Source organism: Deinococcus betulae (assembly GCF_020166395.1).
In the GTDB taxonomy this organism is placed as follows: domain Bacteria; phylum Deinococcota; class Deinococci; order Deinococcales; family Deinococcaceae; genus Deinococcus; species Deinococcus betulae.
Genome location: NZ_JAIQXU010000006.1, coordinates 41758 through 66709, shown reverse-complemented (window position 1 = coordinate 66709; position 24952 = coordinate 41758). Strand labels below are relative to the sequence as shown.

Genomic DNA, 24952 nt, shown 5'->3' with positions numbered 1-24952 from the left:
GAGGAATGAGCCCCCAACCTCCACCCCACGTCCTACCCCCCTTATTTCTTGACCGTGTAGACCGTGGCGCTGCCCGGCTGGCCCAGCAGGCCGGCCCCCACCAGCAACTGCGAGCCGTCTGCGGCCCAGGCCAGCAGCGAGGTCCGCAGGCTAAAGGCCCCGGTGCGCGTCAGCAGGGCGCCGCTGGCGGTGTCGTACACCTGAAGGGCGTTCTGATTGTCGCCGGTCAGCACCGCCAGCTGCTTGCCATCGGGGCTGAAGCGCAGGGCGCGCACCGCCTGAGCAAACACCAGGGTCTTGAACGCGGTGGCCGCCCCTGGCTTGATCAGCGCAATGCGGTCATCGTCCTCGCTGCCGTATGCGACGGCCAGCGTGCCGCCCCGGCTCTGCTGGAACTCGTAGGCTTCGGCCCCGGCCGGCAGCTTGAAAGCCACCGTCTTGCGGCCGCTGGCCAGCTCGTAGCGCAGCAGGTCGCCCTCATGCGGAATCAAGAGGAGGCTCCGGCCATCCAGGGTGGGCAGGGCGTCGTGAATGTCCTCAACCTTCAGCTTGGCTGCCGTCACGGTGCCCACCACCTTGCCGCTGCGGCTGTCCAGCAGCGCGGCGCCGCCGTAGCCGCTGACGGCGGCCAGCGTGCCGTCGGGCGAGGTGTGCAGCGTTTCGTATTCGGCGTCCTCGTCCAGAGTGGCCACGCGCGTGACTTTGCCCGCGCGGTACACGTTGACGGTCAGGCCACTCAGGGTCCACAGGCTCTCGCTGTGGGCCTCGGCGGCCAGCAGGTTGTCCCGGTTGCCGGCGTTCAGGGCCACGCCGGTCTTCAGGTTCAGAAACTCGCCCACTCCCGCGTGCGGCACGCCCCCCACAAACGCGCCGGTCCAGGTGTTGCTGGACGGCAGCGTGACGCGCGGGCGCGGCGGGACGCTCAGGTCGGCGGTGCTCAGGCGGCCCACCGAGCGGCCCAGGGCCAGCACGGCGCCGTCCGGCCCGCCCAGCAGAGGTTCGTAAGCATCGAATTCCAGCGCTTCGCCCACTGCCTCGCCGGTCTGTACGTCGTACAGCTGGCCCTCGCCGTACTCGGCATAGACAAACTGCGCGGAATTCAGGAAGACCACGCTGCCGCTGAGGCCCAGGTCCTCCCCGCCTTCAACCTCGGTGGCCCTGGTCTGGCCCTCCCGCAGAATCAGGGTCTGCTCGCCCAGGCGCACGACGGCCGCCTTGCCGTCCGGCGCAAAGGTGGCGGCCAGTTCGCTCCAGTCCTCGTCCACCTCGCTGCTGGCCAGCACAGCCCCACTGGTCAGCGCTGTGCCGCCGTCCAGCTTCAGCAGCGAGACCTCGGTGTCGGTGAGGGTCACCAGCCGCTGACCGTCGGGGCTGACCGCCACGTCGCCCAGGTCGCCGCCCCCCAGCAGGGGCGTGCGCTGCCCGGTCGCCACCGCCACCCGCACCAGGGTGCCGCGTTCCAGCAGCAGCAGGTCGCCGCGCGCGTCAAAGGCCACGCGGGCGTCCAGGGCGGGGGTGCCGCTGCGCAGTTCGCGCCCCGAGGCCACGTCCCACACCACCCAGCGGTCACGCGACAGGGCCGCCACCCGCTTGCCGTCAGGGCTGGCGCTCAGGCCCAGCACGTCGCCGCGCAGGGTGTACCAGCTGCGCACCGTCTTCAGGGCGGCGTCCAGCACCAGCACGCCGTTGTCGGCGTTGACGACGACCTGGCCGCCCGGCAGAAAGGCGGCGACGCTGGTGTCGGCCCCCGGCACCGTGTACACCTTGGGGTCCGCCAGGGTCAGGGCGCTGGCCGCGCCGGACAGGGCCAGGGTGACGCCCAGCAGGGCGGTGCGCAGCAGAACAGGCGGCTTCATGGCTGTCACTGTACCCAAGTTGCCCCTGGGAGGGGGCCGGGTTGAGGGCAGGCGGAGCCGCTGGCCCGACCGGAAGACCCAGGAAGGTCGCAGATTTCTTCTGGTCATGCTCATGCTCTGCGCTGTGCCTTCTTGCGCGGGGCCGCTGGCAGTCTTCTGCGGGCTTGAAAGAGAGAAGGCGGCGCCATCTCTCACAGGTGCCGCTCTCGTGCCGTTCCGCAGGCTCCCCCAGCACTGCCCAGGGTTATCCCTGAGGGGCGCTGGGTGCTGCGGTCAGCCCGTCTTAGCCCGCCAGCGCCTGATTCAGAGCCGCCGCCACCTGCCCCGGATCGGCCCGGCCGCCCGCTGCGCGCATCACCTGGCCGGTAAAGAAGCCCAGCAGCGCGGTCTTGCCGGCGCGGTAGGCCGTCACCTTCTCGGCGTTCTGCGCCAGCACCCCCGCAATGATGGCGTTCAAGTCGTCCTCAGATAGGCCACCACCCAGCCCTTCGCGCTCGATGATGCTCAGCGGCGCCTCGCCGGACGCGGCGGCGCGGGCCAGGGCGTCGCGCGCCACGCGGGTCGTGACCCCACCCGAGGCCAGCCGCGCCGCCAGAGGCGAGAGGTCGGCGGCGGTCACCTGCACGTTGCCAGCGCGCAGGCCCGGTGCCAGGTCGTTGACTGTCCACGACACCACCTGCGCCAGGGTCGCGTCCCGCACAGCCCCCGACACAAAGGCCTGCAGCGCTTCATCCCGGACCACGGTGCGCGCGTCGGCCTCGGCAGCGCCCAGCGCGGTCAGGCGGGCCACCTCGGCCTCCTGTTCGGGCAGAAGTGGAGCGTGGGCGGTGGCAACCGGGGCCGAGTTGGCCGGGTCTGCCTTGGCCGACTTTTTCTCGCTCTTCGGCCCTTTGGCGCCGTCAACCTTTTCCGCTTTCTGCCCCCAGGTGTCTTTCAGGGTGATGATGCGGCCAAACACCAGGGCGTCAGGTCGGCTGTCCACTGGGTCACGCCAGAAATACCCCTGGCGCTCGAACTGGTAGCGGGTGTCACCGGGATCGTTCGCCACGCTGGGTTCCACAAAGCCGCGCGTGACCCGCAGGCTGTGGGGATTCAGATACCGCATGAACTCGGTGTTCATGGGTCGGCTCTCGTCCTCGTGCCCGATTTCCTCCGGGTCAAAGTGGGGGGCCTGCGGCTCGGCGCCCGCGTCCTCGGGGTTGGCCGCTTCGGGGTTGGGCACGCGAAACAGGCGGTCATACAGCCGGAATTCGGCCGGCAGGGCGCGTTCGGCGCTCACCCAGTGAATCACGCCGCTGGCCTTGGCGTCGTCGCCCAGCAAGGTGGCGACAATATGCGTGACCTGCCCCTGCTCACCAGTCTCAAAGCGCTCGGCGCGGATGATCCCGGCGCCGCGCAGACGCACCGTGCCGCCGGGGGTCAGGCGTTTGTAGCCTTTGGGCGGCTCGGGGCTGAAGTCCTCGCGCTCGATGTACAGCGTCCGGGTCAGGGGCACCGGGCGCGCGGCCTCCTCGGGGGTTACGCGCGCGCCGCCTGGCCGCCCCACCAGGCCGTCAGGGCTGTCACGCACCACGTCAAAGGGCCAGTAGGGGAGGCTCAGGGTCTGCTCGGCCTCCACGTTCTCCAGGGTCACGCGCACTGGGTCCAGCACCGCCATGACGCGCGGGGCGCGGTGGTTCAGGTCGTCGCGCACGGCATTTTCATACACGCTGATGTCCACGGTGCGGTTGGTGCGGCTCACGCCAATGTGGGCGGCAAAGGCGCGCACGGCTTCCGGCGTCACGCCCAGCCGGCGTTGCGCGCGCAGGGTGGGCATGCGGGGGTCGTCCCAGCCGGACACGGCGCGCTCTTTGACCAACTCGCGCAGCTTGCGCTTGCTGGTGATGGTGTATTCCAGGCCCCGGCGCCCAAACTCGTACTGGTGGGGGCGCGGCGCGAAGCCCAGGCGTTCCATCAGCCAGTCGTAGATGGCGCGGTTGTCCACGAATTCCAGGCTGCACAGCGAATGCGTGACACCTTCCAGGGCGTCTTGCAGCGGGTGCTGAAAGTCGTACATGGGATAGATGCACCAGGCGTCGCCCGCGCGGTAATGGGTACCGCGCAGAATGCGGTACAGCACCGGGTCGCGCAGCTTCATGTTGGGGCTGCTCAAGTCAATCTTGGCGCGCAGCACGTGCTCGCCGTCAGCAAACTCGCCGGCGCGCATGCGGCGCAGCAGATCGAGGTTTTCCTCGGGGGTGCGGCTGCGGTACGGGCTGGGCGTGCCGGGCGTCCTGGGGTCGCCGCGCAGGCGCGCCATCTCTTTGCCGCTGACCGAATCCACGTAGGCGTCGCCCTGGGTCACCAGCTGCTCAGCGTACCCGTAGTACTTCTCGAAATAGTCGCTGGCGTAGTAAAAATGCTCGCCCCAGTCCCAGCCCAGCCAGTTCAGGTCCTCGGCAATGGCGTCCACATATTCCTGGGCCGCCAGTTCCGGGTTGGTGTCGTCCATGCGCAGGTGGTAGCGCCCGCCGTACTGCGCCGCCGTCTGAAAATCCAGAAACGACGCGAAGATGTGCCCCAGGTGCGCGTATCCGCTGGGTTCCGGCGGAAAGCGCGTCACGATCTGCGGGTAGGTGCCGGCTTCCAGGTCACGTTCAATAATCTCGGTGATGAAGTTGGGGGCCACGCGCGGCGTGTCCGGGGCAGGGGTGGGGGACTCGGAGGCCGTCATAGGTCCCAGGATAGCGGGCGGGGGCCTATTTCAGCGTGGCCAGCGTCTGCTGGGCCAGCGCCTGCACGTCGCGGTCCAGCGCGTCGGTGGGGAACAGGGCCGCCGCCTGGGCCAGGACCCGCCCGGCCTGTGGGTCGCGCAGCAGCGCCAGGCTGAGGCCCGCGTGCGTCTGCACAAAGACATTCTCGGGGGCGGCCTGCGCGGCGGCCAGGGCCAGGGTGCGCGCCTGCCCGGCGTTGCCGCCGCTAAAAATTCCCGCTTTGGCCCAGGCTCCCGCGTGCCATTCGGCCAGCACTGCTTTCACGTCGGCGCGGGCCGGGGCCAGCGTCAGGGCCTGTTCCAGTGCGGCGCGGGCGCCGTGCGCGGTGCGGAGGGCACCCAGCGTGTAGCCTCCGGCGCGGGCTTGCAGGCCCAGGGCGCTGCCCAGCGCCAGCTGGGCGTCGGGGTTAGAAGGGCTGGCGGCGGCCGCCGCCTGCGCACTGGCCACGGCCCGGTCCACCCAGTCGCGGCCTCCCCGGCGGTACTCGGCCACTGCCGCTGCGGCGCGGCTGGCGGTCAGAGAGTCGCCGCTCGCCTGCGCCGCACTGTAGGCGCGGGCATACTCCCCCTGACGGAGCAGGTCACCCGCCGGGCTGGCCCCAGCCCCTGACCACGGCAGCCCTGACCACAGCAGCAAAGACATCAGAACGCCGCGCTTCATCCCGGTCAGCCTAGCGGGCCAGGGTGAAACGCGGCTGATGAAAGTCGGGCTTAGGCGGCGGGTTGTTCCGGGGCCGCTTCGCCCTCGGCGGCGCGCCGGCCGCGGGCAGGGCGCTCGGCGCTGGGTTCGGTGGGGGTGGTCGGCGCCGCCGAGATGCGGGTCAGTGTGGTCTCGAAGGCGCGCAGGGCGTCACTGTCCCCCAGCTCGGTCACGGCGCGGGCGTTCAGGGCGCCCAGTTCCTCGCGGGTCACGGCGTACTCGGGCGCGTCGTGCCCTTTGAGGCCCTGCAACACGCGGTAGGCGGTGGCGGCCTCAATGGTGGCGCCCTTGGTGGTCGTCACCTGCGCGTCGCTGTGCATCTCGGCGCCAATCAGCGTGATGCTGCCGGGGCTGATCAGGGTCACACGGTCACCGCGCTCCTCCATGTGGGCCGCCAGTTGCAGCAGGCCGCGCAGGTCCAGCATGCGGTGAAACAGCTCCAGGTGGGCCAGCATGGCTCCGGCTTTTTTCAGGGTGTCCATAGCTGCATTATTCTGCTGCGGGCAGAATTGTCAAGACCTGTTACGAGAGTATGAAGATGGCTATGCAAAAGAGCCGAAGGCAAGACGCCTTCGGCCCTTACTTGGCCGTCAGTTGGAGACGGTGCTGCGGCCCACCAGGGTCAGCTTGACTTCCAGCGGCTTGCCGTCGCGCAGCACGCTCAGGGTGATGGTGTCGCCGGGTTTGTACGCACGTACCGCGTACTGGAACTCCCCGAAGTTGACGATGCGCTTGCCGTTCACCGCCGTCACGATGTCGCCCGAGACCCGCTCGTCGTTGCCATTCAGGACCAGTGGCCTTAGGCCTGCTTTCTCTGCTGGGCTGTTTTTGGACACGCTGTTAAAAAAGGCCCCCGGCGTGTCGCCCAGTTTCAGCAGTTTGGTCAGCTCTGCAAAGTAGCGCTCGGGCAGGAAACTCAGCTCAGCGAAAGGGCCAGCCAGGGTAATGCCGATAATTGGGGCGTCCAGCTTAGCGCCGGCTTTCAGTTGGGTCAGCCGGGGGTCGGTGGCCGTCACGGGCACGGCGTAGGACTGCGGCTGCTTGGACTGCGGGTTCAGGCTGATGTAGCTCACGATGCCGGTCAGCTCGCCCCGGGCGTTCACGACTGGGCCGCCGCTGTCCCCAGGAATCAGGGGGGCATCCAGTTCCAGGGTGCCGGGCGGAAAGTCGGCGCGACCAGCGTCGGCGTCCAGGCCAGTCAGGCGGCCCACCTTGGTCTTCAGGAAGGCGCCGTTGCCGTTGCCAATCGCCAGGGCAATGTCGCCGATAACCGGGCGTGCGGCGGCCAGCGGCAGGAAGGGCGTGCCGGCCGGCACCTTCACCCGCAGCAGGGCGAGGTCGTCCTGGTCGTTGTAACCCACGACCTGCGCCGTGTAGCGGGTGCGGTTCTCGGTCTGCACACTCAGGATGGTGGCGCCCTGAATGACGTGGTAGGCCGTCAGCACCAGGCCGTCGGCCGAGATCAGCACGCCGCTGCCCACACCGTCGCGGCTCGTGCAACTGGTATTGGCGCACTGTTCCACGCGCACGGTGGCGGGCCGCACCTTACTGACCAGGGCCTGCAGCGTGGCCTGCTCCTGCGCGCTCAGCGGCTTGGCGCCCTGCATCCGTGGGTTCTGGCCACTCTGAGCGGCGGGCGCGGCGATGGGGGCCGCCTGCTGGGCTGTTCCCATCGTCAGAAAGGCAGACAGGAGCGTCACAAGGAAAGGACGGACGAGGCCGCCCCGAACTGACCTTAGGTTCATGCGCTATTCTGCCCGGCTGCTCTAGGGGCTGTTGTGGCCAAACTTCCCATGTGAATGCGGTGTGAATTTGACCTCTAGCTGGGGGCGCAGAGGGCCAGCCGCCTTAGCCCTGATTGTCCCGCTCGGGGGGTAACCGCAGGCCCAGTTGGCGCTCGGTCAGGGCGCTGAGGCGGCCCAGAATGGCCGGGCCACTCCAGCCGGTTACGCACGCCGCCGCCAGCAGCGCGGCGGGGGCTGGGGCCGGAAAGGCCAGGCTGAGCAGGGCCACCACCGTCAGGGCGGCCACTCCGGCGGCCAGAGCCTGAGCGGCGGTGGGGCGCAGGCGCAGCCGACCAGGACGGGCCAGCAGCCGGGTCAGCTGGGTAAAGCTGCCTGCGGCAAATGCCAGCAGCAGCAGGGGGGCGAGGGTCGGCAGCGTGGGCGGCAGGGATGACGGGTCGGGCATGACAGCCTCCAGCAGGAAAAAGAACGCGGGGCCGCACGAAAACAGGCTCATGCGGTCTGCTCTCAGCATAATATGTCTGTAGACATATTGCAATGCAGAGGTATGCAATCGCCTTCTGCTCTGCCGTTTACACTGCATTCATGTCGTCTGAGCTGCCTTCCTCCGACCTCGCCCAGTGGCTGCGGCAGCAACGGCTGCGCCGGGGGGTGGGCCAGGCCCAGCTGAGCGCCCTGACCGCCGAACACGGCGGCGAGGAAGGCCAGGTGACACAGCCGTACCTCAGTCGTCTGGAGCGCGGTGAGCGTGATCTGGGCGCCCTGACCCCGGCGCGTCAGGATGCCCTGCGGCGCGCCCTGGGCCTGTCCCTCAGTGAATGGATGGCTCGCACGGGCCTGCGGCCCCTGGCCTCTCACCCCAGCGAGGACGTGCTGGGCACACTGGAACTGGTGCGGGTGCCGGTGCGCGCCCTGGCCACCGCTGGGCTGCCCACCAGCGAGACTGAAGGCCGCGTGATTGACTACGAACTCGTGCCGCTGCGTGATCACCGTCCCGGCATGCTGGTGCTGGAGGTCCAGGGCGATTCTATGACCACCGAGGCCGGCGGCATCCGGCCTGGGGACCGCGTGTATGTGGACCCCGGCGACCTGGATTTGCGCGAGGGCCGCATCTATGTCCTGCATGTGCCGGGGCTGGGCCTGACCGTCAAGCGGCTGCGCCGCTACAGCGCGCATCTGTGGCTCAGCAGTGACAACCCCGACCATCCCCCGGTGCGGCCCGAGGAAGCGACGGTGGTGGGCCGGGTGTATTTTCACCAGCCGCGCGGCCAGCGGGTCTAGCGCAGAGCAGAAAACCCAGCCCTGCCGAGAGCATTGAGCCTCAAAGGTGCCGGGGCCAACGGACGGGCGAAGCGCAGCAGAATGGGTGTCCGAGTTTAGTCCATAACGCCTGCCGGAGCCGGGACGTCGGCCCTGGTCTCTGGCAGGACAGGATGCGTCTCTCGTCTCTCCAGCCGCCTACCGTCTGCCCCCTATGCACCCATTCCCGGATGACCGTGGGCGAAAGCTCTGGAGCGTCCTCCACTCCCGCTTTCAATCAAGCGACCAGGCAGAGCGGAAGTGTTCTGCCGGTGTTGAGGCGTGAATGACCGCGTCTCCGCCCTCGCGCTGCAGGAACTGACGAATCAACTCAAACCCCAGGGCGTAGCCTCCCCAGCGGGGCAGTTCTTGACTTACGGAGCCGAGGAACCAGGCCTGATGGTCATACGGGCCGTCCAACTGCTCGCGCGCCCGTGCCCACAGGGCGCCCAGGTCGGTGGTGGGCTGGGCATAGAGTGGGGGCTCACTGCGTTCCTCGACCTCGTAATGCTGAGCAAGTCCTTCAAAGACCAGGGCCTCCAGCAACGTTCCGAGGCTCGCGTGACGCCAGCGTTTCGCGTGATGGAGTTCGTGAGCGAGCGTCGCGGGCAGCTCGCGTTGCCAATGGTTAAGGAACTGTGGACTCTGTGGGGTCACGGCGAGATGAACGCTGTACCCGTCTGGGGCATTGCCCACCATGCCTGTTTCCGGAATCGTCCACGGGCTGGCATAGAGGACGGCGTCCACCCCATCCAGGCCCAACCGGCCGGTGTGGCGGGTGAACGCTTCGCGCGCCACGGCGTCCACCTGTGCCGACAGTGCTTTTGGAAGTTGTTCGCCCGCATTCAGGAAATGGAAGACGTTGGCTTTCATCTGGCTGCCAGCGTCACACAGCGGAGCAGAAGAGTCCACCTGCTTTCAGAAATCCTCCGGGGCTCAGCTCTTCAGGTTCAGGCGGCAAGGGGAGTGGCCTGGATGGGGTGCGTGGTGCCCTCGCGCCATCTACCGTGATCAGTGCAGGGGCGGCAGGGTCAGGCGGCGCTGCACCGTGCGTTCGGCGCCCAGCTGACCTGCCTGCCAGTCCTGCAAGGCCGCCTCCAGGTCGGGCAGCAGTGGCCCTGGCAGTTGGTCTGGGGGATACCAGCCCAGCGCAGCCACCTCGGCGGGGTCCGGCCGGGGCGTGCCCGCCACCACCCGCGCCAGAAAAACGTGGGCCAGAACGTCGGGCCAGCCGCCGCCCTGCAACAGGTAGCGGCCGACCAAACCCGTAACCTCGACGGTCAGGCCCACCTCTTCCTGCGTCTCGCGCACCGCTGCGGCCTGTGGGGTCTCGCCCTCATCCACCACGCCGCCGGGTGCGCCCCACAGCCGAAGCCCGTACTGCTGCTGTATCAGCAGGAGGTGGCCTGATGGATTCACGAGCAGAGCGGCGGCACACTGGCGCAGGGACATAGGCTCGAGGATAGGTGGGGCGCCGCCTGGCCGCTACAGTGACAGCCATGACGCCTCCGCCGACCCGCGTGTTCGTGTACGGCACCCTGATGCCTGGCGAGCGCAACGCCCACCTGACGGCGGCCGGCGTCCCCCAGGCCCAGCCCGCCACCTTGCGCGGCTTTACGCTGTACCACCTGCACCCCGAAGCCTACCCGGCGCTGCAAGCCGGCCCGGCCGAGGCCCAGGTCCGTGGCGTGCTGCTGACCTACGGGCCAGATGCCTGGGCCGCCGCGCTGCCGCAACTGGACGAGCTGGAAGGCGTGGGCGAGCAGCCGCCCCTGTACACCCGCGAGGTGGCCACACTGCAGCTGGACAGTGGGGAAGAGGTGGCCGCCTGGGTCTATATCTATGCCCGCCCTGACCGGCTGGCTCAGCCCGGCGCGGCCCCGGTGGCCGGCGGGGACTGGCGGGCCGCGCCCCACCGGGAACGCCCTGCTGCCGGCGAGCGGTAAGCCAAAAAAGCCGCCGCTCCCTGCTGGGGGAGCGGCGGCCGGGGAGGCGCAGGTGTTAGCGGACGATGCGCTGGCCGCGGCGAATCTTGAGCTGGTCGGTCAGGGCGATGTACTCGTCGTAGCTGGTGCGCTCCAGGTACTTCAGCAGGCGGCGGCGCTGACCGTTCATCAGCTGCAGGCCGCGCTGGCCGTGCTTGTCTTTCTTGTTGGCCGTCAGGTGGGCGGCCAGGTTGCTGATGCGCTCGGTGAGCAGCGCAATCTGCACGGCGGTGCTGCCGGTGTCGGTGCCGTGCTTGGCGTGGGTCTGGATGGTCTGCTTCTTCTCAATCATGGAAAACCTCTCTTGTTGTGGCGTCCCGCACGCATCAGCCAGACAAAAACCGCCTGAGGCGGGGTCTGACCGCTCGCGGCGGCAAACGTGAGCATACCACGCGCGGGCCTGGGCGCAAGCGGCCCGCCTTGACACCCGCCGCCGACCCCCCTAATATGGCTTCGCCTCTCATGGACTGCTCGGGTGGCGGAATTGGTAGACGCGCACGTTTGAGGGGCGTGTAGCTTAGCTGTGTGGGTTCAAGTCCCATCCCGAGCACCAAACAAAGACGCGCCGGTTTCCTGCCCTGGGGACCGGCGCGCTTCTTCTTCCTCTCTGTGCTATCTTCGCTGCGCATTGCTGGCGCAGCGCAGCGTGAACGCCTGAACCTGGTCAGGGCCGGAAGGCAGCAGCCATAAGGGATGATTCGCGGGTGCCGCTGCTCACCGGCAATGCTTTTTGCTCACCCTGTCCGGGCGGCCACCAAAGGTTCTGGTGGCCGCCTGTTGTTGGTGTGGTGGGCTGGCAGGAGTGTGCCGCTGCACCCTGAGCGCATACGCCTCAACGCCGCCGAACACAGCTATCAGGTGCCGCCTTTTTGCTGGTCATCTCATACGGATTCCGTCTATTCCGTTTACAAACCAGAACAGAACTGGTTTGCAAACTCCACGCCCGGAACCCGCCCTGCTCCTGCTCGCTCTGCTCGGATGAAACCGTTTTTGCAAACGATTTAATCGGAGTCCGTATCAGCAGCAAGAGGTCGAGAGAACCGGGTTTCGGAAGTGGACCGGCTTTGTTCTGATGTGGTGAGGTGACGGACCGCAGCCGTCTTGTACGACTTCTGCCTGTTCTGCTGACCCATTAGTGCATTCCCGACTGGCCAACTCCGCGCCTGGCACCTGCTGTCCTCTTTCTCTGGTCGGATTGAGGCGCTGACACAAACGCCTCGACCGTACGCCCCCTTACTGTGTCAGCCGTTCCAGGTCGCTCTGGGCCAGGCGGCGCCGGGCCTGCCGGGCCTCGCGCTCGGTGTAGACGTGGGCCTGAGCGGTGAAGTGTTCGGTGGGCGCGTGGGCTTCCAGGTCGTGTGTTCCCAGGACGGGACGCAGAACCGGGAGCAAAAAAGACCGCAGGAAGTTGGGGTTCTGGCTCATGGCCCCAGAGTGCCGGCCGCCTGTCACGTCAGGGTCCGCGCGGCGTCAGGGGCAGGTCAGCGCGTTTTGGGCTGAAGCACCAGCGCCTGCGTTTCCTTGACCACCGCCAGGTCGCGCAGCTGATCGGCATCCAGGTCGCCGGCGCCGGCCAGCGCGTCGGCCTTCTTGCGGTCAATGGTGGCCACTTCCAGCGCGGCGACGTCCCCAAACACCTCGCGGAAGCGGTCCAGCGGATATTCCACGCGCCGCGTGACCTTCAGGGCGGCGCGGTACAGGTCGGTCTCGGCGTGCGCGCCAGCATTCAGGGCGGCTTTCAGCTGCGTGCCCAGGGCGTCCCGTTCGGCTTCCAGACCCAGCAGGGTGTCGCGCAGGGTGGCGTACCGCTCCAGCAGTTCGCTGATGGTCGGCTCGGCGGTGGGGTCCAGGGGCAGGTCATGGCTCATGGTGCCGAGGATAGACCCGGTGCAGCCCGGCGCGCAGGCGGGGCGCTACCATGCCGCCCATGAGCGAAAGTGCTGCGCAGATAGCCGCCGACCTGGAACGCCGGATCCTTGACGCCATCCGGCGCGGCGCCAGCATGGCCGATATTGCCGACCTCAAAGAGTCGGATGTGGCCACCCCCGACGCGGCCATTCAGGCCCTCAAAGACGGCAACGCCCGTTTTTTCAGTGGCCAGGCCACCCGCCCCGAGATGAGCGCCAACGAGCGCCGCGCACAGATTATGGGCCAGACCCCTTACGCCGCCGTACTGGCGTGCAGCGACAGCCGCGTTCCCGTGGAACTGGTGTTTGACCAGGGCCTGGGGCAGCTGTTCGTGGTGCGCGTGGCCGGGCATGTGGTGGGCGAGGCGGGGCTGGGCACCCTGGAATATGCGGTGCGCCACCTGGACGTACACCTGATTGTGGTGATGGGCCACGAAGCCTGCGGCGCTGTGGCGGCGGCCCTGCTGCCCGAGACGCGCGTGGCCCAGGAACCAGCCCACCTGCAAAACCTGATTCGCTGCATTCAGCCGGCGCTGGTGGGGATGCCGACCATCCGCGACAAGAAGGCCCGCATGCGCGAGGCGGTGCTGAACAACGTGCGGTATCAGGTTCACCTGCTGCGCCAGGAACCCGTCATTCAGGCCGCCGAGGCCAGCGGCCAGATTCGCGTGATTGGTGCCTACTACGAGATAGGCAGCGGCGCCGTGGATTTCTTGACCGAGGAAGAAGACCTGCAGGTGTAAGAGGGAAGGGCAGGCTTTAGCAGTCCAGGGCCAAAGCACCCGAGTGGTCTTGCACCGTGGTGCGGCAGAGCAAAGTGGCGACAGCGGCGAGAAAAGCAGGGCCTTCCTGGTGTCCTCTGAAAGTCAGAGCAACCCTAGAGCAAAGGCAACGGAAGAAGGGCAGGCCGGGATTTCCCCTTGGCCTGCCCTTCTTGCTGGTGCGGTTGACCGTTCACGGCCAATCGTCCATTCTCTGCCCTTACAGTTCCAGCAGCATCCGGGCCGGGTCTTCCAGCAGGTTTTTGATCATGACCAGAAACTGCACCGCTTCTTTGCCGTCAATGATGCGGTGGTCGTAGGACAGCGCGAGGTACATCATGGGGGCAATCACAACCTGCCCGTTCTGGGCAATTGGCCGCTCGATGATGTTGTGCATGCCCAGAATGGCGCTCTGGGGTGCGTTAATGATGGGCGTGCTCATCATGGAACCGAAGGTACCGCCGTTGGTGATGGAGAAGGTGCCGCCCGACATATCGTCCAGCGTCAGTTTTCCGCCCTTGGCCTTGGTCGCAAACTCGGCGATCTGCTTTTCAATGCCCGCGAGGCTCATGGTGTCGGTGTCGCGCAGGATGGGCACCACCAGGCCGCGCTCGCTGGCCACGGCAATGCCTATGTCGTAGTACCCGTGGTAGATGATGTCCTTGCCTTCGACGCTGGCATTGACCACGGGGAAGGCCTTGAGGGCCTCGGTGGCGGCGCGCACGAAGAGGCTCATGAAGCCCAGCTTGGTGCCGTGCTTGGCGACAAACTGGTCCTGGTACTTCTTGCGCAGGTCCATCGCCGGCTTCATGTTCACTTCGTTGAAGGTGGTCAGCAGCGCCGCCGTGTTCTGCACGTCCTTCAGGCGTTCGCTGATGCGCTGACGGATGCGGGTCATGGGCACGCGCTGTTCGGGGCGGGCGCCAGCCGGAATGCTGGCGGCGGGCGTCACACTAGCCTGCGCAGGCGCCGCAGCGGTCTGCGGACCCTGCTGCGTGCCGCCGCCCTGCGCAGCCGCCACAGCGTCGGCCTTGGTGATGTTGCCGCGCGGGCCTGTGGCCGGAATCTGGGCGGGGTTCAGGCCCTGCTCAGCCACAATCTTGCGGACTGCCGGTGACAGGTCGTCGCGGCGGGTGGCCTCATTGCCTAGCAGGCTGCCGGCCGGGGCGCTGTCCGGCTGGGCAGCGGTTCCGCCAGCGCTCGTTTCATTGGCCACCGGGCCGGCGGCGGGGTCAGCGGCGGCGCTGGCGCTGGGGGCCGGAGCACTGCCCGCCTCGCCCACCACGCCCAGGGTTTCCTCGCTCAGCACAGTGTCGCCCTCGTTCTTGGCAACGCTGACCAGCACGCCGTCTTGCAGGGCCGTGACTTCCAAGACCACCTTGTCGGTTTCAATCTCGGCCAGCACCTCGCCGCGCTTGACTGCGTCGCCGGGCTTCTTGTGCCACGCCAGCAGCGAGCCCTCGCTGACCGACTCGGAAAAAACAGGAACTTTGATATCCGCCATAGCGCCTTCTGTTATACCCCTCTGGCCCTGTGCCTGGGCCGGGGACGCGGGACGGCCGGCGGCAGGAGAACGTCCCTATGGCTAAACTTCAGAAGGCCAAAAAAAGCGCAGCGCCTCAGGGCTCTGAACCCAGGGCGCTTGCCTTTTCCTGATGGCTAGAGAGGGCGCTTAATCTTCTCTAATTGCCGTACACCACAAACACGTCGGCTGTATTGGCGGTGCTGCTGCCTTCCTGATACGAGGCCATAGCAATGTATTTGCCGGTCTTGTTGGCGTACACCAGGAACTCGCCGCCGCTCATCTTGCTTTTGGGCACCACGTTGTACTTGGCAAAGCTGGCCTGGTTGTACCCGTAAGCGCGGGTCTTGTAGATCAGGTCGTGAAAGGTAGACCCCCAGCGCCGCGCGCCGTAAATCTCGACCCATTTCACGGCAATCCCCTGGGCTTTGGCGCTGGCCATCACGTCACTGGCCAGGCGCTGGGCGCCGGCATCACAGGCTCGCTGGAGCAGCGCGCTCCCGTTACTGCTGGGATACACAATCGGCACCAGGCCGTTAAAAGCGTGGCTGGGCTTCTGCACACATTGGGCACCGGCGGCCGTGGTCAGGCCGAGCAGCATTCCACTAACACCTATTGACAGCATTCGCATAGGGCACCTCCAGAGGATATGAGTCGTGGTATGTCCTCATGAGGCTAGGGTGCCCCCGTGTGCCCCTCTTGAGGAGACAGCCAGGGGCAAACTGAAGGAGGGGTGAAGGTCTGCTGGTTCCTCCACCAGAGCGTCAGAAAGAGGCTAGAAAGCTGAGAGAGAGCTGAGAGGTAGCTCCACCTGTGACTCTCTTCATTTGCTGTTCTTGCCGCAGAGGAAAGCAGAACAAAGGCCGCCGCAAGTTACATGCGGCGGCCAGGAAGACGCAGGGTTAGCCCTGTTGCTTGGCGGTTTCGGCCAGTTCCTTCTGTTCCTCTACGACCTCGCCGCTGACCTTTTCACCCAGGGCGTCGGCAATAACCTTGGCCTGCTCCTTGGCGTGCACGCTGGCGTACCCGGCGGCGGTGCTGGCGGCGCGCGGGCGGGTAGACGCCTTCAGGGTCTGTCCGGGGGCCAGAATCTTTTCCAGGTCTTCCCAGATCATCAGCCAGGCGCCCTGGTTCTCGGGTTCTTCCTGCGCCCAGACCACCTGCGCGCCGGGGTGCTTCGCCAGTTCCCCGGCCAGAGCCTGGGCCGGGAAGGGATACAGCTGTTCCAGGCGAATCAGGGCCGTGCCTGCGTAGCCGTCCCGGTCCGCGTCGCGCGCCTCGGCCAGTTCCCAGTGCAGCTTGCCCGAGCTGATCACCACGCGCCGGGCGCTCTGCACCGTCTCGTCGCCAATGACCTCGCAGAAACGGCCGGTGGCCAGGTCAGACAGGGGGCTCATGGCCTGCTTGTTGCGCAGCAGGCTCTTGGGGGTCATCACAATCAGGGGCTTGCGGTAGGGCCGCAGCACCTGGCGGCGCAGCAGGTGGAAAATTTGCGCGGCGCTGCTGGGCACCACAACCTGCATGTTCTTCTGGGCGCACAGCTGCAAGTAGCGCTCCAGACGGGCGCTGGAATGTTCCGGACCGGCCCCTTCGTAGCCGTGGGGCAGCAGCAGGGTCAGGCCCGACAGGCGCTGCCACTTGCTTTCCCCGGCGCTCAGGAACTGGTCAATGACGGCCTGGGCGCCGTTGGCAAAGTCCCCGAACTGCGCTTCCCAGGCCACCAGCGCCTTGGGCTCGCTGGTGGAGTAGCCGTATTCGAAGGCCATCACGGCTTCTTCGGAGAGGGTGGAGTCGATGACTTCCACGCGGCCCTGCCCGTCTCGCAGGTGCGCCAGGGCCATGTATTCCTCGTTCATGGGGTCAGCCGCATTCTGGTCGTGCAGGACCGCGTGACGGTGAACAAAGGTGCCGCGCCCCGAGTCCTGGCCCACCAGGCGGACGCCGTGGCCCTCCTCCAGCAGCGTGGCGTAGGCCAGCATCTCGCCCATGCCCCAGTCCAGCGGCTGTTCGCCTCTGGCCATCGCCGCGCGCGGCTTGATGACCGTGCGCTCAATGGTCCGGTGCACCTTGAAGCCTTCGGGCACCTCCGTGAGTTGCAGGCCCAGTTCCGTCAGTTTGTCCTGCGGCACCGCCGTGGGCACCTCGTCGCGCCAGTGGGTGCCGGTGTACTCCTTCCAGTCCACGGCCAGTTTGCTCTGCGCGAGGTTCTCCACTTCCTCAACCACGGCCTCGCCGGCGTCCAGCTGGTCGCGCAGGCGGCCCACCAGGCGGTCGCCCTCGCCGGATTCCAGCACGCCCGCCGCTTCCAGCTCCTTGGCGTACAGCGCGCGGGTGCCGGGGTGGGCGTCAATCTCGCGGTACATGATGGGCTGGGTCATACGCGGCTCGTCGCCCTCGTTGTGGCCGTTGCGCCGGAAGCAGATCAGGTCGATAAAGACGTCCTTGCCGAATTCCTGGCGGTAGGCCAGCGCCAGGTCGCCGCAAAAGGCCACGGCTTCGGGGTCGTCGCCGTTGACGTGCAGCACGGGGGCGTTAGCAATCTTGGCCACGTCGGTGCAGTAGCGGCTGCTTCTGGTGTCGCGTGGGTCGGAGATGGTGAAGCCCACCTGGTTGTTGATGACGATCCGCACCGCGCCGCCCGTGGAAAAACCGCGCAGGCGCGAGAGGTTCAGGGTTTCCATGACCACGCCCTGCCCGCTGACGGCGGCGTCGCCGTGGATGGTGACGGGCAGCACGCTGCGGCGCTCCAGGTCGCCCCGGCGGTCCTGCCGGGCACGCACGCTGCCGTGGACCACCGGCGACACGATTTCCAGGTGGCTGGGGTTAAAGGCCAGCGCGAGGTGCATGGGGCCGCCGGGCGTGCGCACGTCGCTCGAATAGCCCATGTGGTACTTCACGTCGCCGGCCACGTCGGGGTTGTCGCTCAGTTTTTTCTTGCCGTCGAATTCGTCGAACAGGACAGAGCTGGGCTTGCCGAAGATGTTGACCAGGGTGTTCAGGCGGCCGCGGTGGGCCATACCGATCACGACTTCCTTGACGCCCGCTTTCCCAGCCTGCTGAATGATGCGGTCCAGCAGCGGAATAAAGCTCTCGCCGCCTTCCAGACCAAAGCGCTTGACGCCGGGGTACTTGTTTTTGAGGTACAGCTCCAGCCCCTCGGCGGCGTTCAGTTTGACCATCAGGCGGCGGCGTTCCTCGCGGGTGTACTGGCCCCGGCCACGTCCGGCCTCAATGCGCTCCTGAAACCACGCGCGTTCGGGCGCCGGCAGATAGGAGAACTCAAAGCCAATGGCGCCGCAGTAGGTGTCGTGCAACTGGGCCATCACGTCGCGCAGGGCGCCGGCAAAGGGACCGTCCTGCACAGGCTGGTTCAGGTCGGCCGCCGACAGGCCGTAGTATTCCGGCGTCAACTCGGGCACAACCGGCAGGCCGCGCATCTTTAGCGGGTTGGTCCGGGCGCTGATGTGCCCGTAGACGCGGTAGGCCGTCACCAGGGCGCCGGCGGCCTGCTGCGCGCCGCCTACGCCCTGCGGCGCGGGCACCAGGGTCTGGCCCCGGCGCTGGGTGCCCAGCTGGTAAAAAGCCTGCTGAATAGCCGAATGGGCCGTATCCTGCGCCCCGGCGCGCACCTCGTCGAAGTAGGCCCGCCACTCGGCGTCCACACTCTGGGGGTCAGCCAGGTAGGCCTCGTACAGCCCTTCGATAAAGGCCGCGTTCCCGCCGGACATGATGGTCTGCGACTGCGTCATAACGCCTCAGCATACCGCTGGCTGCGGCGCCTGACGCCCGCCCCCTTCACTCCTTCTTTGTTCCTGTGCGCGTAACCATCCGGGTCAGCCGGACAGCCCGGCGCTGGCACTGCTGGCCGCTCAGGCCGCAGCATAGGGCCATGACCCACCCCGCCTTTCAGGCCGCCCATCCCGACTTCCTGCGACTGTTTCCCACCGGCGCGGCGCCTGAATGCCTGGGCCGGGGCTATCAGGCCGGTGAAGGCCCAACCTATGTGCCGGCGCGCGGCGCCGTGATTTTTAGCGATGTGGCGGGCAACCGCACCTGGGCTTATACGGACGCGGGCGAGTTGAAAGAGGAGATGCACCCCAGCAGCTACCAGAACGGACACTGCATCGATGCCGATGGCCGCCTGATTGCCTGCTCACATGGGCAGCGCGCCCTGCTGCGCCAGGAAGCCGATGGCCGCTGGACCGTCCTGGCCGACCGTTTCGAGGGCCAGCGTCTCAATTCGCCCAACGACGTGGCGCTGCACCCTGACGGCAGCCTCTGGTTCAGTGACCCCAGCTACGGTCTGGACAAGCCGGAAGAAGGCGGCACCGGCGCGCCGATGGAACTGCCGGGCCGCTGGGTCTTTCGCCTCGCCCCAGACGGCACCCTGACGGCGCCTATCCGGGACCGCTTCAAACCCAACGGCCTGATTTTTGCCCGTCCCGACCTGCTCCTGCTGGCCGATACCGGCGACAGCGCGACCTACCGTTACCGGGTCACTCCGGATGGGCAGGCCACGCTGGACGGCGAACACTTCCGGGTGGACCCCGGCAAAACCGATGGTCTGCGGTTGGACGAGGCGGGTCGCATCTGGAGCAGTGCCGGAGACGGCGTGCATGTCCTGAGCCCAGGCGGTCAGGAACTGGGCCGCATTCTGGTGGGCCAGAAGGCCACCAACCTCTGCTTTGGCGGCCCGGAGGGGACCACCCTCTTTATCACCACCAGCACCGAATTCTGGCGGGTGCCGACGGTGGTGCAGAGCCTGAGGCTGTAGGTCAGCCGCCCAATTCAGCCGCCCAGTGCGGCGACCAGCTCGGCTTTGCTCATGCGGCTGCGGCCCGGCACGTCTTTTTCCTTGGCGCGGTTGTACAGTTCGTCGCGGCTCAGGTCCGCCAGGGCTGTGTGGGGGTTGCCGGTGCCCTGGGTGCGGGTGTTGGGGGTGCGTCCCTCCTCCCGCCGGTGCTTGTTGACGGTGCGGGCGGCGAACTCCTCGGCGCGGTCCTCGCTCTCGCCGCGTTCCAGGGCGCTGTCTTTAATGTGCTCGTATTGCCGCTCATCTTTCTTGCTCCAGGCGTCGGGCATGGCCCACCTCCTTGAAAGGCAAACGCGCCGGCAGCCTTGCAGCCCCGGCGCGCTTATTTTCCAGACGGTTACTCGGTCAAAGAGCGGTTGAGGCGGCTCTTGTCCTCAATAATCTTGCCCAGGATGAAGAACGTGGGCGCCCAGTGTCCCACGAACAGGCCGTCGCGCTCCTTGCTCGAAGCGTCGCTCTGGAAATACTGCGACGCACTCAGCGCGATTGAACCAAAGCCTAGCAGATACAGGATATTGTGCAGTTTCATGGGGAACCTCCCAGTCAGGACGCAAGGGTCAGGGACAACGGAGCAGACGGCCCCGGCGTGCGCCCAGCAGGCCGCAGCGGTGAACAACTGTCCCCAGCAAAGCGCACCCCCCCGGCCCAGAACGTACCCCCGCCTACCCTATGAAGCCCGTCCCAACAGAGCCTCAGCGTTTTGTGGCGCAGGTCTACAACGGCCATGAAAAAGAGCGGCCCGCGTCTTGGCCGCTCTCCCATCTTTGTCCCTTGGCTGCATGCACAGGAGGGGTACCTGCGTCCTGGCCCTGTCTTCCACCTGCTCGTTCAGCCGCGCCGCTTTGCTCGTCCGCCCGAACGCCGGCTCAGGCGTACTGGGCGCGCATCATCATGATCTTCAGTTCGTGGGCGCTGGTGGCGCTGGCCAGAGCGTCTTCCTCGGTCATCTGGCCGCTTTGCACCAGACTGGCGAGGTGCTGGTCAAAGGTGTGCATGCCGCGCGACCCGCCTTCCTGCAGCGCCTGCTTGATTTCCTCGGTGCGTTCGGGGTCTTTGATGCACTCGCGCACGGTGGGCGTGCCCAGCAGGATTTCCAGGCCCAGCACGCGCCCGCCCCCGGCTTTGGGCAGCAGGCGCTGGCTGATGATGCCCACGATGCTCTCGGACAGCCCCTGACGAATCTGGTCGCGCTCGTGCGGGGCGAAAAAATCGATGATGCGGTTAACGGTCCGCACCGCGTCCTGCGTGTGCAGCGTGGAAAACACCAGGTGGCCGGTTTGCGCCGCGCTCAAAGCCGCTTCCACCGTTTCCTTGTCGCGCATCTCGCCAATCAGGATCACGTCGGGGTCCTGACGCATAGAGGCGCGCAGGCCGTTGGCAAAGGTTAGGGTGTCCATGCCCAGTTCGCGCTGGCTGATCATGGCCGTCTTGTCCTTGTGCAGCACCTCAATGGGGTCTTCCAGGGTCACGATATTGACGGGCTGCGTGTCGTTGATGTGGTCGAGCAGGCTGGCCAGGGTGGTCGTCTTGCCGCTGCCGGTGGGGCCAGTGACCAGAATCAGGCCGCGCTCGTGCTGGGCGAGCTGCTCAAAGGTCTCGATGGGTAGCCCCAGCTGCTGAAAGTTGGGAATGGCCTTGTCCTCAATGACCCGCATAATCAGGCCGATGGTGCCGCGTTGCCAGTAGGCATTCACGCGAAAGCGCGCCAGCCCCGGAATCCCGTACGCAAAGTCGGCTTCGCGCCGCTGGGTAAAGTCGTCCCACATGGGGGGCGACATCATCTCGCGGGCAAAGGCCTCCACGTGGTCTGGTCCCAGGCGGGTGTCGCCGTAGCGCTTAATCAGGCCATTTACGCGCCCAGCCGGGGCGCTGCCGGTCCGCAGGTGGATGTCGCTGGCTCCGTCTTTCACAATGGCGGTTAGGACGCTGTTGAGGACACTCATGGCTCCCTCAGGGTAGAGGGTGAGGTCTTACAGTTTTGCTGCACTGGTGGGGGCGGCCTCTGGTGTCGCCACGCCGCCGCGCAGCCGCCGGCTCTCTAAGTCAGCGTGCTGGATCAGGTAGCGCAGCCAGGCTTTGGGCGTCATGGGGCCAAACTGGTTGTGGGGAATGGTCAGGGCGTCGTCGGGCGGGGTGCGGTGCAGGCGCCGGGTCAGGTCCACGGTGGCGGCGCGGGTGGTGGTGACCAGCTGCTGCAGCTCGCGCAGCGGCGTGTCCTGCGGCGGGCGGTGGCTGTGGTAACTGCCGTCCAGGTCGGCCTTTGCCCCCAGTGCGGCCCGCAGGCGCCCCTGGCCCCAGCGCTCAATGCCAAGGATGTGGCCCAGCACCTCGCGGTTGGCCGGGGTGTCGGCGGCCCGCTCGGCCCGGCCGGTCAGGAAGGTGCCGGCACGTTCCAGACTCTGGCCCAGGTCGCTGTATGAACTGCGGGACACGGGACGTTCCAGCACCCGGCTCACCACTAGGCCTGTGACCTCTTTCTTGCGGGTGCGGGCCAGGTAGGCGGCGCCAGCGGCCACCCCCACCGTGGCAACCGTAACAAGGGCGGGCACGTAGGCGCTGGGGCGTCGGCTCATACCGCATGGTACGCGCCTCAGAGCCCTGAAGTTTCGGCCGGGCAGACGAGCACCCCGCCCGCCGTGCCAATCAGCGTCACCCGCGAGTCGGGCGGGCAGGGCAACTGGTCCGGCAGCATCAGCGGGTGGGCCAGGGTGTATTCAGGCAGGTTCAGGCGCAGTCCCCGTGCTCCCCAGCCAAACCCTTTCCCCAGCCGCGCGCCAGACGGGTCTGCCGCCACACAGGCTAGGACGGCGGCCTGGGCCCCCCCAGGTTTCAGTGTGGGTTCACCTTGGGTGGGCATGGCGCTCAGGCGCGCCCCCGCCGGGTCCGAGAGTGTCCAGTACCAGCCTTCTTTTTTCTGGTGGGGGACATACAGGGTCTTGCCGGCCTTGAGGGCCAGGCTCCGCAGCGGATACAGTGCGCGTTCTGGCCCCACGATCAGGGTGTGCAGGGCCGCGACCTGGGGGTGCGCCAGGAGCTGCACGGCGGCCTTGCGGGCGTGGGTAAAGTTGGGACAGTGCCCATGCGGCGGGAGGGGATAGGCGCAGGCACGTCTGCGGGCCAGTTCATCCCAGACCTGTTCGCGGTAGGCGCCAGCGGTCAGCATAGACAGCAGGCTAGGGCATCTGCGCGCACGCTGTCAGTGGCAGAAAAAAGCGGGACCGCTAGAAGAGGGGCCCCGTCAGGGTAGGTATGCTCATAGCAGCGCCTCGGGACGCGCCCTCTGGTTTACAGGGTGGCGAGCAGATCGTGGTGGTTGAGCTTCAGGTGAACAGCGTCTTCCACGCGGGCCACCGTGTCGAGCGGAACAAAGTGGTCGCGGGTGTCGTTGGGCAGCCGCATCCGAATGTAGTCGCGGTCAATCTCGACCACCGTGCCGTGCTGAATGCCGTCGGCGCAGAAAATAGGCATGCCCTGGGTAATCTCGTTCATAGGTGGCCTCCTCACGGCCGCCACGTGTGGGCGGGTCAAGGTGTTCTCTACTCTGAACCGCTGCCCCTGAAGGCAGATGAGCTGAGGCTTCAGAGCGGCTTCCCGTTGATGCGGCCGCCCTGCTCCTTGGCCTGGGGGCACCATCTCCAGTAGGGCAGGCCTTCTGCATCACTCCGAAAACAGCCGCCCTGACAAACCTTTCAGGGCGGCTCCCTCCACCTTGGGGCAAGAGGCGCCCCTCATGCCCACATCTGACGCTGTCTGTGATGGAGTCTCACTCCCTTTGCCTGAGAAGCGGCCAAAGGAGAAGCCCATTGGCCGCTCTGGGTGCCGCTGTCAGGCCTGCGCGGCCGCCTGATTAATCGTTCCGGCCAGCGCGGTTAGGTCGCTGTCGGTGGCCTTTTCTTCGGTCTCGGTCACGCGCAGCACTTCCAGATGCTGCTGATGGCCCAGCACCTGGGCATAGCGGGCCACGGTGCCGTATCCGGCGATTTCGTAGTGTTCGACGCGCTGGGCGCAGGCAATCAGGCCAGCGTCCTTGACGGCAGGCGCAGCGTCCTGGGCGATCATTTCGGCGCCTTCGGCAATCAGACCCTGCATGGCCTTGCAGGTGTGGCCGCCGGGGGTCTGGCCCAGGTCGGCAAAGATGGTGTCCAGGCGCTGCACCTGCTGCTGGGTCTGGGCCAGGTGCTTGAGAAACCCCTGCCGAAGTAGGGCGTCGTTGGCGGCGGCCGCCATCTTGGGCAGCGCCTCAACCAGCTGCGTCTCGGCGGAGTAGAGGTCACGGAGCTGCTCAACGTACAGGTCCTGCAGATTTTTCAGGGTGGTCATGATGACTCCTTGGAGATGGGAGATGAGAGGAGTTCAGCCGTTGATGATTTCTCCGCCGTTGGGATGAATCACCTGGCCTGTGATGTAGCTGCTGTCGTCGCTGGCCAGAAACACAAATGCCGGGGCCACCTCGGCGGGCTGCCCAGCGCGGCCCAGCGGCACGTCCTGACCAAACTCACCCACCTTCTTGGCGTCGAAAGTGCTGGGAATCAGCGGCGTCCAGATGGGACCCGGCGCCACGGCGTTCACGCGAATCTTTTGCTCGGCCAGGCTGCCGCTGAGGCTGCGGGTAAAGGCCACGATGGCGCCCTTGGTACTGGCGTAGTCCAGCAGTTTGGGGCTGCCCCGGTAGGCCGTTACGCTGGTCGTGTTGACAATGCTGCTGCCTTCTTTCAGGTGCGGCAGCGCTGCCTGCACCAGATAGAACATCGAAAAGATGTTGGTGCGGAAGGTGCCCAGCAGCTGCTCGGGTGTGATGTCCGCGATGCTGTCTTGCGGATGCTGTTCGGCGGCATTGTTGACCAGCACATGCAGGCCGCCCAGCGTGCCCACCGTGCGGTTCACCGCGTCCTGGCAAAAGTCAGGGTCGCCCACATCGCCGGCCAGCAGCAGCCCCTGACGGCCCTCGGCCTCAATCATGGCCAGGGTGGCGCGGGCGTCTTCTGTTTCGTCCAGGTACACGATGGCCACATCGGCGCCCTCACGGGCGAAGTGAACGGCCACTGCGCGGCCAATGCCGCTGTCGCCGCCAGTAATTAGGGCCACCTTGCCCTTCAGGCGGCCACTGCCCTGATACCCCTCGCGGATGACCACCGGGGCCAGGCTCATGTCGGCTTCCCGGCCGGGCTGCTGCGCCTGCGTCTCGGCCGGCAGCTGCTCGGGCATGGCGGTGGCGGGAGCCGTTTCGGGGGTCTGGCTGGGGTCGTCTTTGGTCATGGAACCTCCTGGGGTTGGGGACGAACGAACATGCGTCACTGTGACCGCGCCAGTCTTGAAAATTGATGGGTACGCCGGGCAAGAGTTCGCTGAAGAAGGGTTCACCGCGTTTTGTGCTGACTGGGGCGGAGGCTCCGGGCGCCTTCATGTGGGGTCGTGCAGCGGTGCTCTGCTCGCGTTCCTTGCATGGCCAGGCGGGTCTGTCTGCGTGCTTTGGCCCCAGACTCACCGCAGTCCCTGAGTGGCTGGCGGGGCTAAGAAAAGCGGAGAGCAGCAACGGGCGGTGACGGTGGAAGAAGCACACTCGTCCCCTTTCAGTGGGTCCTGTCCCCAGCACCAACCTGTCGCACTCAAAA

Annotated in this window: 26 protein-coding genes, 1 tRNA gene and 1 other RNA gene; 6 read left to right on the top strand and 22 right to left on the bottom strand. The window is 66.8% G+C overall.

Going from position 1 to position 24952, the window contains the following annotated elements; genetic code table 11:
• Positions 1 to 41: 41 nt before the first annotated feature.
• The 6 genes from K7W42_RS06500 to K7W42_RS06475 all read right to left on the bottom strand — a co-directional run bounded on the left by K7W42_RS06500 (position 42) and on the right by K7W42_RS06475 (position 7549).
• Entirely contained in the window at positions 42 to 1856 is a 1815-nt protein-coding gene (locus tag K7W42_RS06500) for a WD40 repeat domain-containing protein (RefSeq protein ID WP_224573249.1), read from the bottom strand.
• 283 nt (positions 1857 to 2139) lie between these two features.
• Entirely contained in the window at positions 2140 to 4569 is a 2430-nt protein-coding gene (locus tag K7W42_RS06495) for a glutamine--tRNA ligase/YqeY domain fusion protein (protein ID WP_224573247.1), read from the bottom strand.
• 25 nt (positions 4570 to 4594) lie between these two features.
• On the bottom strand, positions 4595 to 5269 hold the full coding sequence (locus tag K7W42_RS06490; RefSeq protein ID WP_224573245.1) for a hypothetical protein: 675 nt from the start codon (positions 5267 to 5269) through the stop codon (positions 4595 to 4597).
• 50 nt (positions 5270 to 5319) lie between these two features.
• A complete protein-coding gene (locus K7W42_RS06485) occupies positions 5320 to 5790 on the bottom strand; it encodes a multidrug DMT transporter (protein WP_157460488.1) in 471 nt (156 codons plus the stop codon).
• 108 nt (positions 5791 to 5898) lie between these two features.
• Complete coding sequence (locus K7W42_RS06480) at positions 5899 to 7008, bottom strand: S1C family serine protease (RefSeq protein ID WP_224573243.1); 1110 nt, start codon at positions 7006 to 7008, stop codon at positions 5899 to 5901.
• Between the two features lie 148 nt (positions 7009 to 7156).
• Complete coding sequence (locus K7W42_RS06475) at positions 7157 to 7549, bottom strand: hypothetical protein (RefSeq protein WP_224573242.1); 393 nt, start codon at positions 7547 to 7549, stop codon at positions 7157 to 7159.
• A gap of 89 nt (positions 7550 to 7638) precedes the next feature.
• Here K7W42_RS06475 and K7W42_RS06470 point away from each other — a divergent pair, with 89 nt between their 5' ends.
• Entirely contained in the window at positions 7639 to 8334 is a 696-nt protein-coding gene (locus K7W42_RS06470; protein ID WP_224573241.1) for an XRE family transcriptional regulator, read from the top strand.
• A 252-nt stretch (positions 8335 to 8586) separates the two neighbouring features.
• On the opposite strand, the gene K7W42_RS06465 is transcribed toward K7W42_RS06470, so the two are convergent.
• Entirely contained in the window at positions 8587 to 9225 is a 639-nt protein-coding gene (locus K7W42_RS06465) for a DUF2268 domain-containing putative Zn-dependent protease (RefSeq protein WP_224573240.1), read from the bottom strand.
• Between the two features lie 138 nt (positions 9226 to 9363).
• A complete protein-coding gene (locus K7W42_RS06460) occupies positions 9364 to 9804 on the bottom strand; it encodes an NUDIX hydrolase (protein WP_224573239.1) in 441 nt (146 codons plus the stop codon).
• A 47-nt stretch (positions 9805 to 9851) separates the two neighbouring features.
• Here K7W42_RS06460 and K7W42_RS06455 point away from each other — a divergent pair, with 47 nt between their 5' ends.
• A complete protein-coding gene (locus K7W42_RS06455) occupies positions 9852 to 10298 on the top strand; it encodes a gamma-glutamylcyclotransferase family protein (protein WP_224573238.1) in 447 nt (148 codons plus the stop codon).
• A 55-nt stretch (positions 10299 to 10353) separates the two neighbouring features.
• Here the strand turns inward: K7W42_RS06455 and rpsO are convergent, their stop codons facing one another.
• On the bottom strand, positions 10354 to 10629 hold the full coding sequence (gene rpsO, locus K7W42_RS06450) for a 30S ribosomal protein S15 (RefSeq protein WP_157460482.1): 276 nt from the start codon (positions 10627 to 10629) through the stop codon (positions 10354 to 10356).
• 177 nt (positions 10630 to 10806) lie between these two features.
• Between rpsO and K7W42_RS06445 the strand changes: the two genes are divergently transcribed.
• Positions 10807 to 10890: transfer RNA gene (locus tag K7W42_RS06445), tRNA-Leu, on the top strand.
• A 75-nt stretch (positions 10891 to 10965) separates the two neighbouring features.
• Positions 10966 to 11064: signal recognition particle sRNA small type (gene ffs / locus K7W42_RS06440), an RNA gene on the top strand.
• A 506-nt stretch (positions 11065 to 11570) separates the two neighbouring features.
• Here ffs and K7W42_RS06435 read toward each other — a convergent pair.
• Positions 11571 to 11762, bottom strand: coding sequence for a hypothetical protein (locus K7W42_RS06435; RefSeq protein ID WP_224573237.1), 192 nt, complete (start codon positions 11760 to 11762; stop codon positions 11571 to 11573).
• Between the two features lie 56 nt (positions 11763 to 11818).
• The gene (locus tag K7W42_RS06430; protein WP_224573236.1) at positions 11819 to 12205 is read right to left on the bottom strand and encodes a hypothetical protein; all 387 of its coding nucleotides are present in this window, start codon (positions 12203 to 12205) and stop codon (positions 11819 to 11821) included.
• A 59-nt stretch (positions 12206 to 12264) separates the two neighbouring features.
• Here K7W42_RS06430 and K7W42_RS06425 point away from each other — a divergent pair, with 59 nt between their 5' ends.
• On the top strand, positions 12265 to 12987 hold the full coding sequence (locus tag K7W42_RS06425; RefSeq protein ID WP_198170763.1) for a carbonic anhydrase: 723 nt from the start codon (positions 12265 to 12267) through the stop codon (positions 12985 to 12987).
• A 238-nt stretch (positions 12988 to 13225) separates the two neighbouring features.
• Here K7W42_RS06425 and odhB read toward each other — a convergent pair whose 3' ends face one another.
• The 3 genes from odhB to K7W42_RS06410 form a co-directional block, all read right to left on the bottom strand.
• Entirely contained in the window at positions 13226 to 14509 is a 1284-nt protein-coding gene (odhB, locus tag K7W42_RS06420; RefSeq protein WP_224573235.1) for a 2-oxoglutarate dehydrogenase complex dihydrolipoyllysine-residue succinyltransferase, read from the bottom strand.
• Positions 14510 to 14687: 178 nt separating this feature from the next.
• Positions 14688 to 15158, bottom strand: a complete 471-nt coding sequence (locus tag K7W42_RS06415) for a hypothetical protein (protein WP_224573234.1) — start codon at positions 15156 to 15158, stop codon at positions 14688 to 14690.
• 271 nt (positions 15159 to 15429) lie between these two features.
• Complete coding sequence (locus K7W42_RS06410; protein WP_224573232.1) at positions 15430 to 18276, bottom strand: 2-oxoglutarate dehydrogenase E1 component; 2847 nt, start codon at positions 18274 to 18276, stop codon at positions 15430 to 15432.
• 140 nt (positions 18277 to 18416) lie between these two features.
• Here K7W42_RS06410 and K7W42_RS06405 point away from each other — a divergent pair, with 140 nt between their 5' ends.
• On the top strand, positions 18417 to 19301 hold the full coding sequence (locus K7W42_RS06405; RefSeq protein ID WP_224573230.1) for an SMP-30/gluconolactonase/LRE family protein: 885 nt from the start codon (positions 18417 to 18419) through the stop codon (positions 19299 to 19301).
• Positions 19302 to 19315: 14 nt separating this feature from the next.
• Here the strand turns inward: K7W42_RS06405 and K7W42_RS06400 are convergent, their stop codons facing one another.
• The 8 genes from K7W42_RS06400 to K7W42_RS06365 form a co-directional block, all read right to left on the bottom strand.
• On the bottom strand, positions 19316 to 19609 hold the full coding sequence (locus tag K7W42_RS06400; protein ID WP_224573228.1) for a Rho termination factor N-terminal domain-containing protein: 294 nt from the start codon (positions 19607 to 19609) through the stop codon (positions 19316 to 19318).
• A gap of 68 nt (positions 19610 to 19677) precedes the next feature.
• Entirely contained in the window at positions 19678 to 19869 is a 192-nt protein-coding gene (locus K7W42_RS06395) for a hypothetical protein (RefSeq protein ID WP_224573227.1), read from the bottom strand.
• Positions 19870 to 20206: 337 nt separating this feature from the next.
• Positions 20207 to 21283: a PilT/PilU family type 4a pilus ATPase gene (locus K7W42_RS06390; protein WP_157460473.1), complete on the bottom strand. Its 1077-nt coding sequence runs from the start codon at positions 21281 to 21283 to the stop codon at positions 20207 to 20209.
• Positions 21284 to 21310: 27 nt separating this feature from the next.
• Positions 21311 to 21913: a DinB family protein gene (locus K7W42_RS06385; RefSeq protein WP_224573226.1), complete on the bottom strand. Its 603-nt coding sequence runs from the start codon at positions 21911 to 21913 to the stop codon at positions 21311 to 21313.
• Positions 21914 to 21930: 17 nt separating this feature from the next.
• Positions 21931 to 22503: a 5-formyltetrahydrofolate cyclo-ligase gene (locus K7W42_RS06380; protein WP_224573225.1), complete on the bottom strand. Its 573-nt coding sequence runs from the start codon at positions 22501 to 22503 to the stop codon at positions 21931 to 21933.
• A 122-nt stretch (positions 22504 to 22625) separates the two neighbouring features.
• Positions 22626 to 22829, bottom strand: coding sequence for a DUF2171 domain-containing protein (locus K7W42_RS06375; protein WP_224573224.1), 204 nt, complete (start codon positions 22827 to 22829; stop codon positions 22626 to 22628).
• A 336-nt stretch (positions 22830 to 23165) separates the two neighbouring features.
• On the bottom strand, positions 23166 to 23660 hold the full coding sequence (locus K7W42_RS06370) for a YciE/YciF ferroxidase family protein (RefSeq protein ID WP_224573223.1): 495 nt from the start codon (positions 23658 to 23660) through the stop codon (positions 23166 to 23168).
• Between the two features lie 33 nt (positions 23661 to 23693).
• A complete protein-coding gene (locus K7W42_RS06365; RefSeq protein ID WP_224573222.1) occupies positions 23694 to 24596 on the bottom strand; it encodes an SDR family oxidoreductase in 903 nt (300 codons plus the stop codon).
• Between the last annotated feature and the right edge of the window lie 356 nt (positions 24597 to 24952).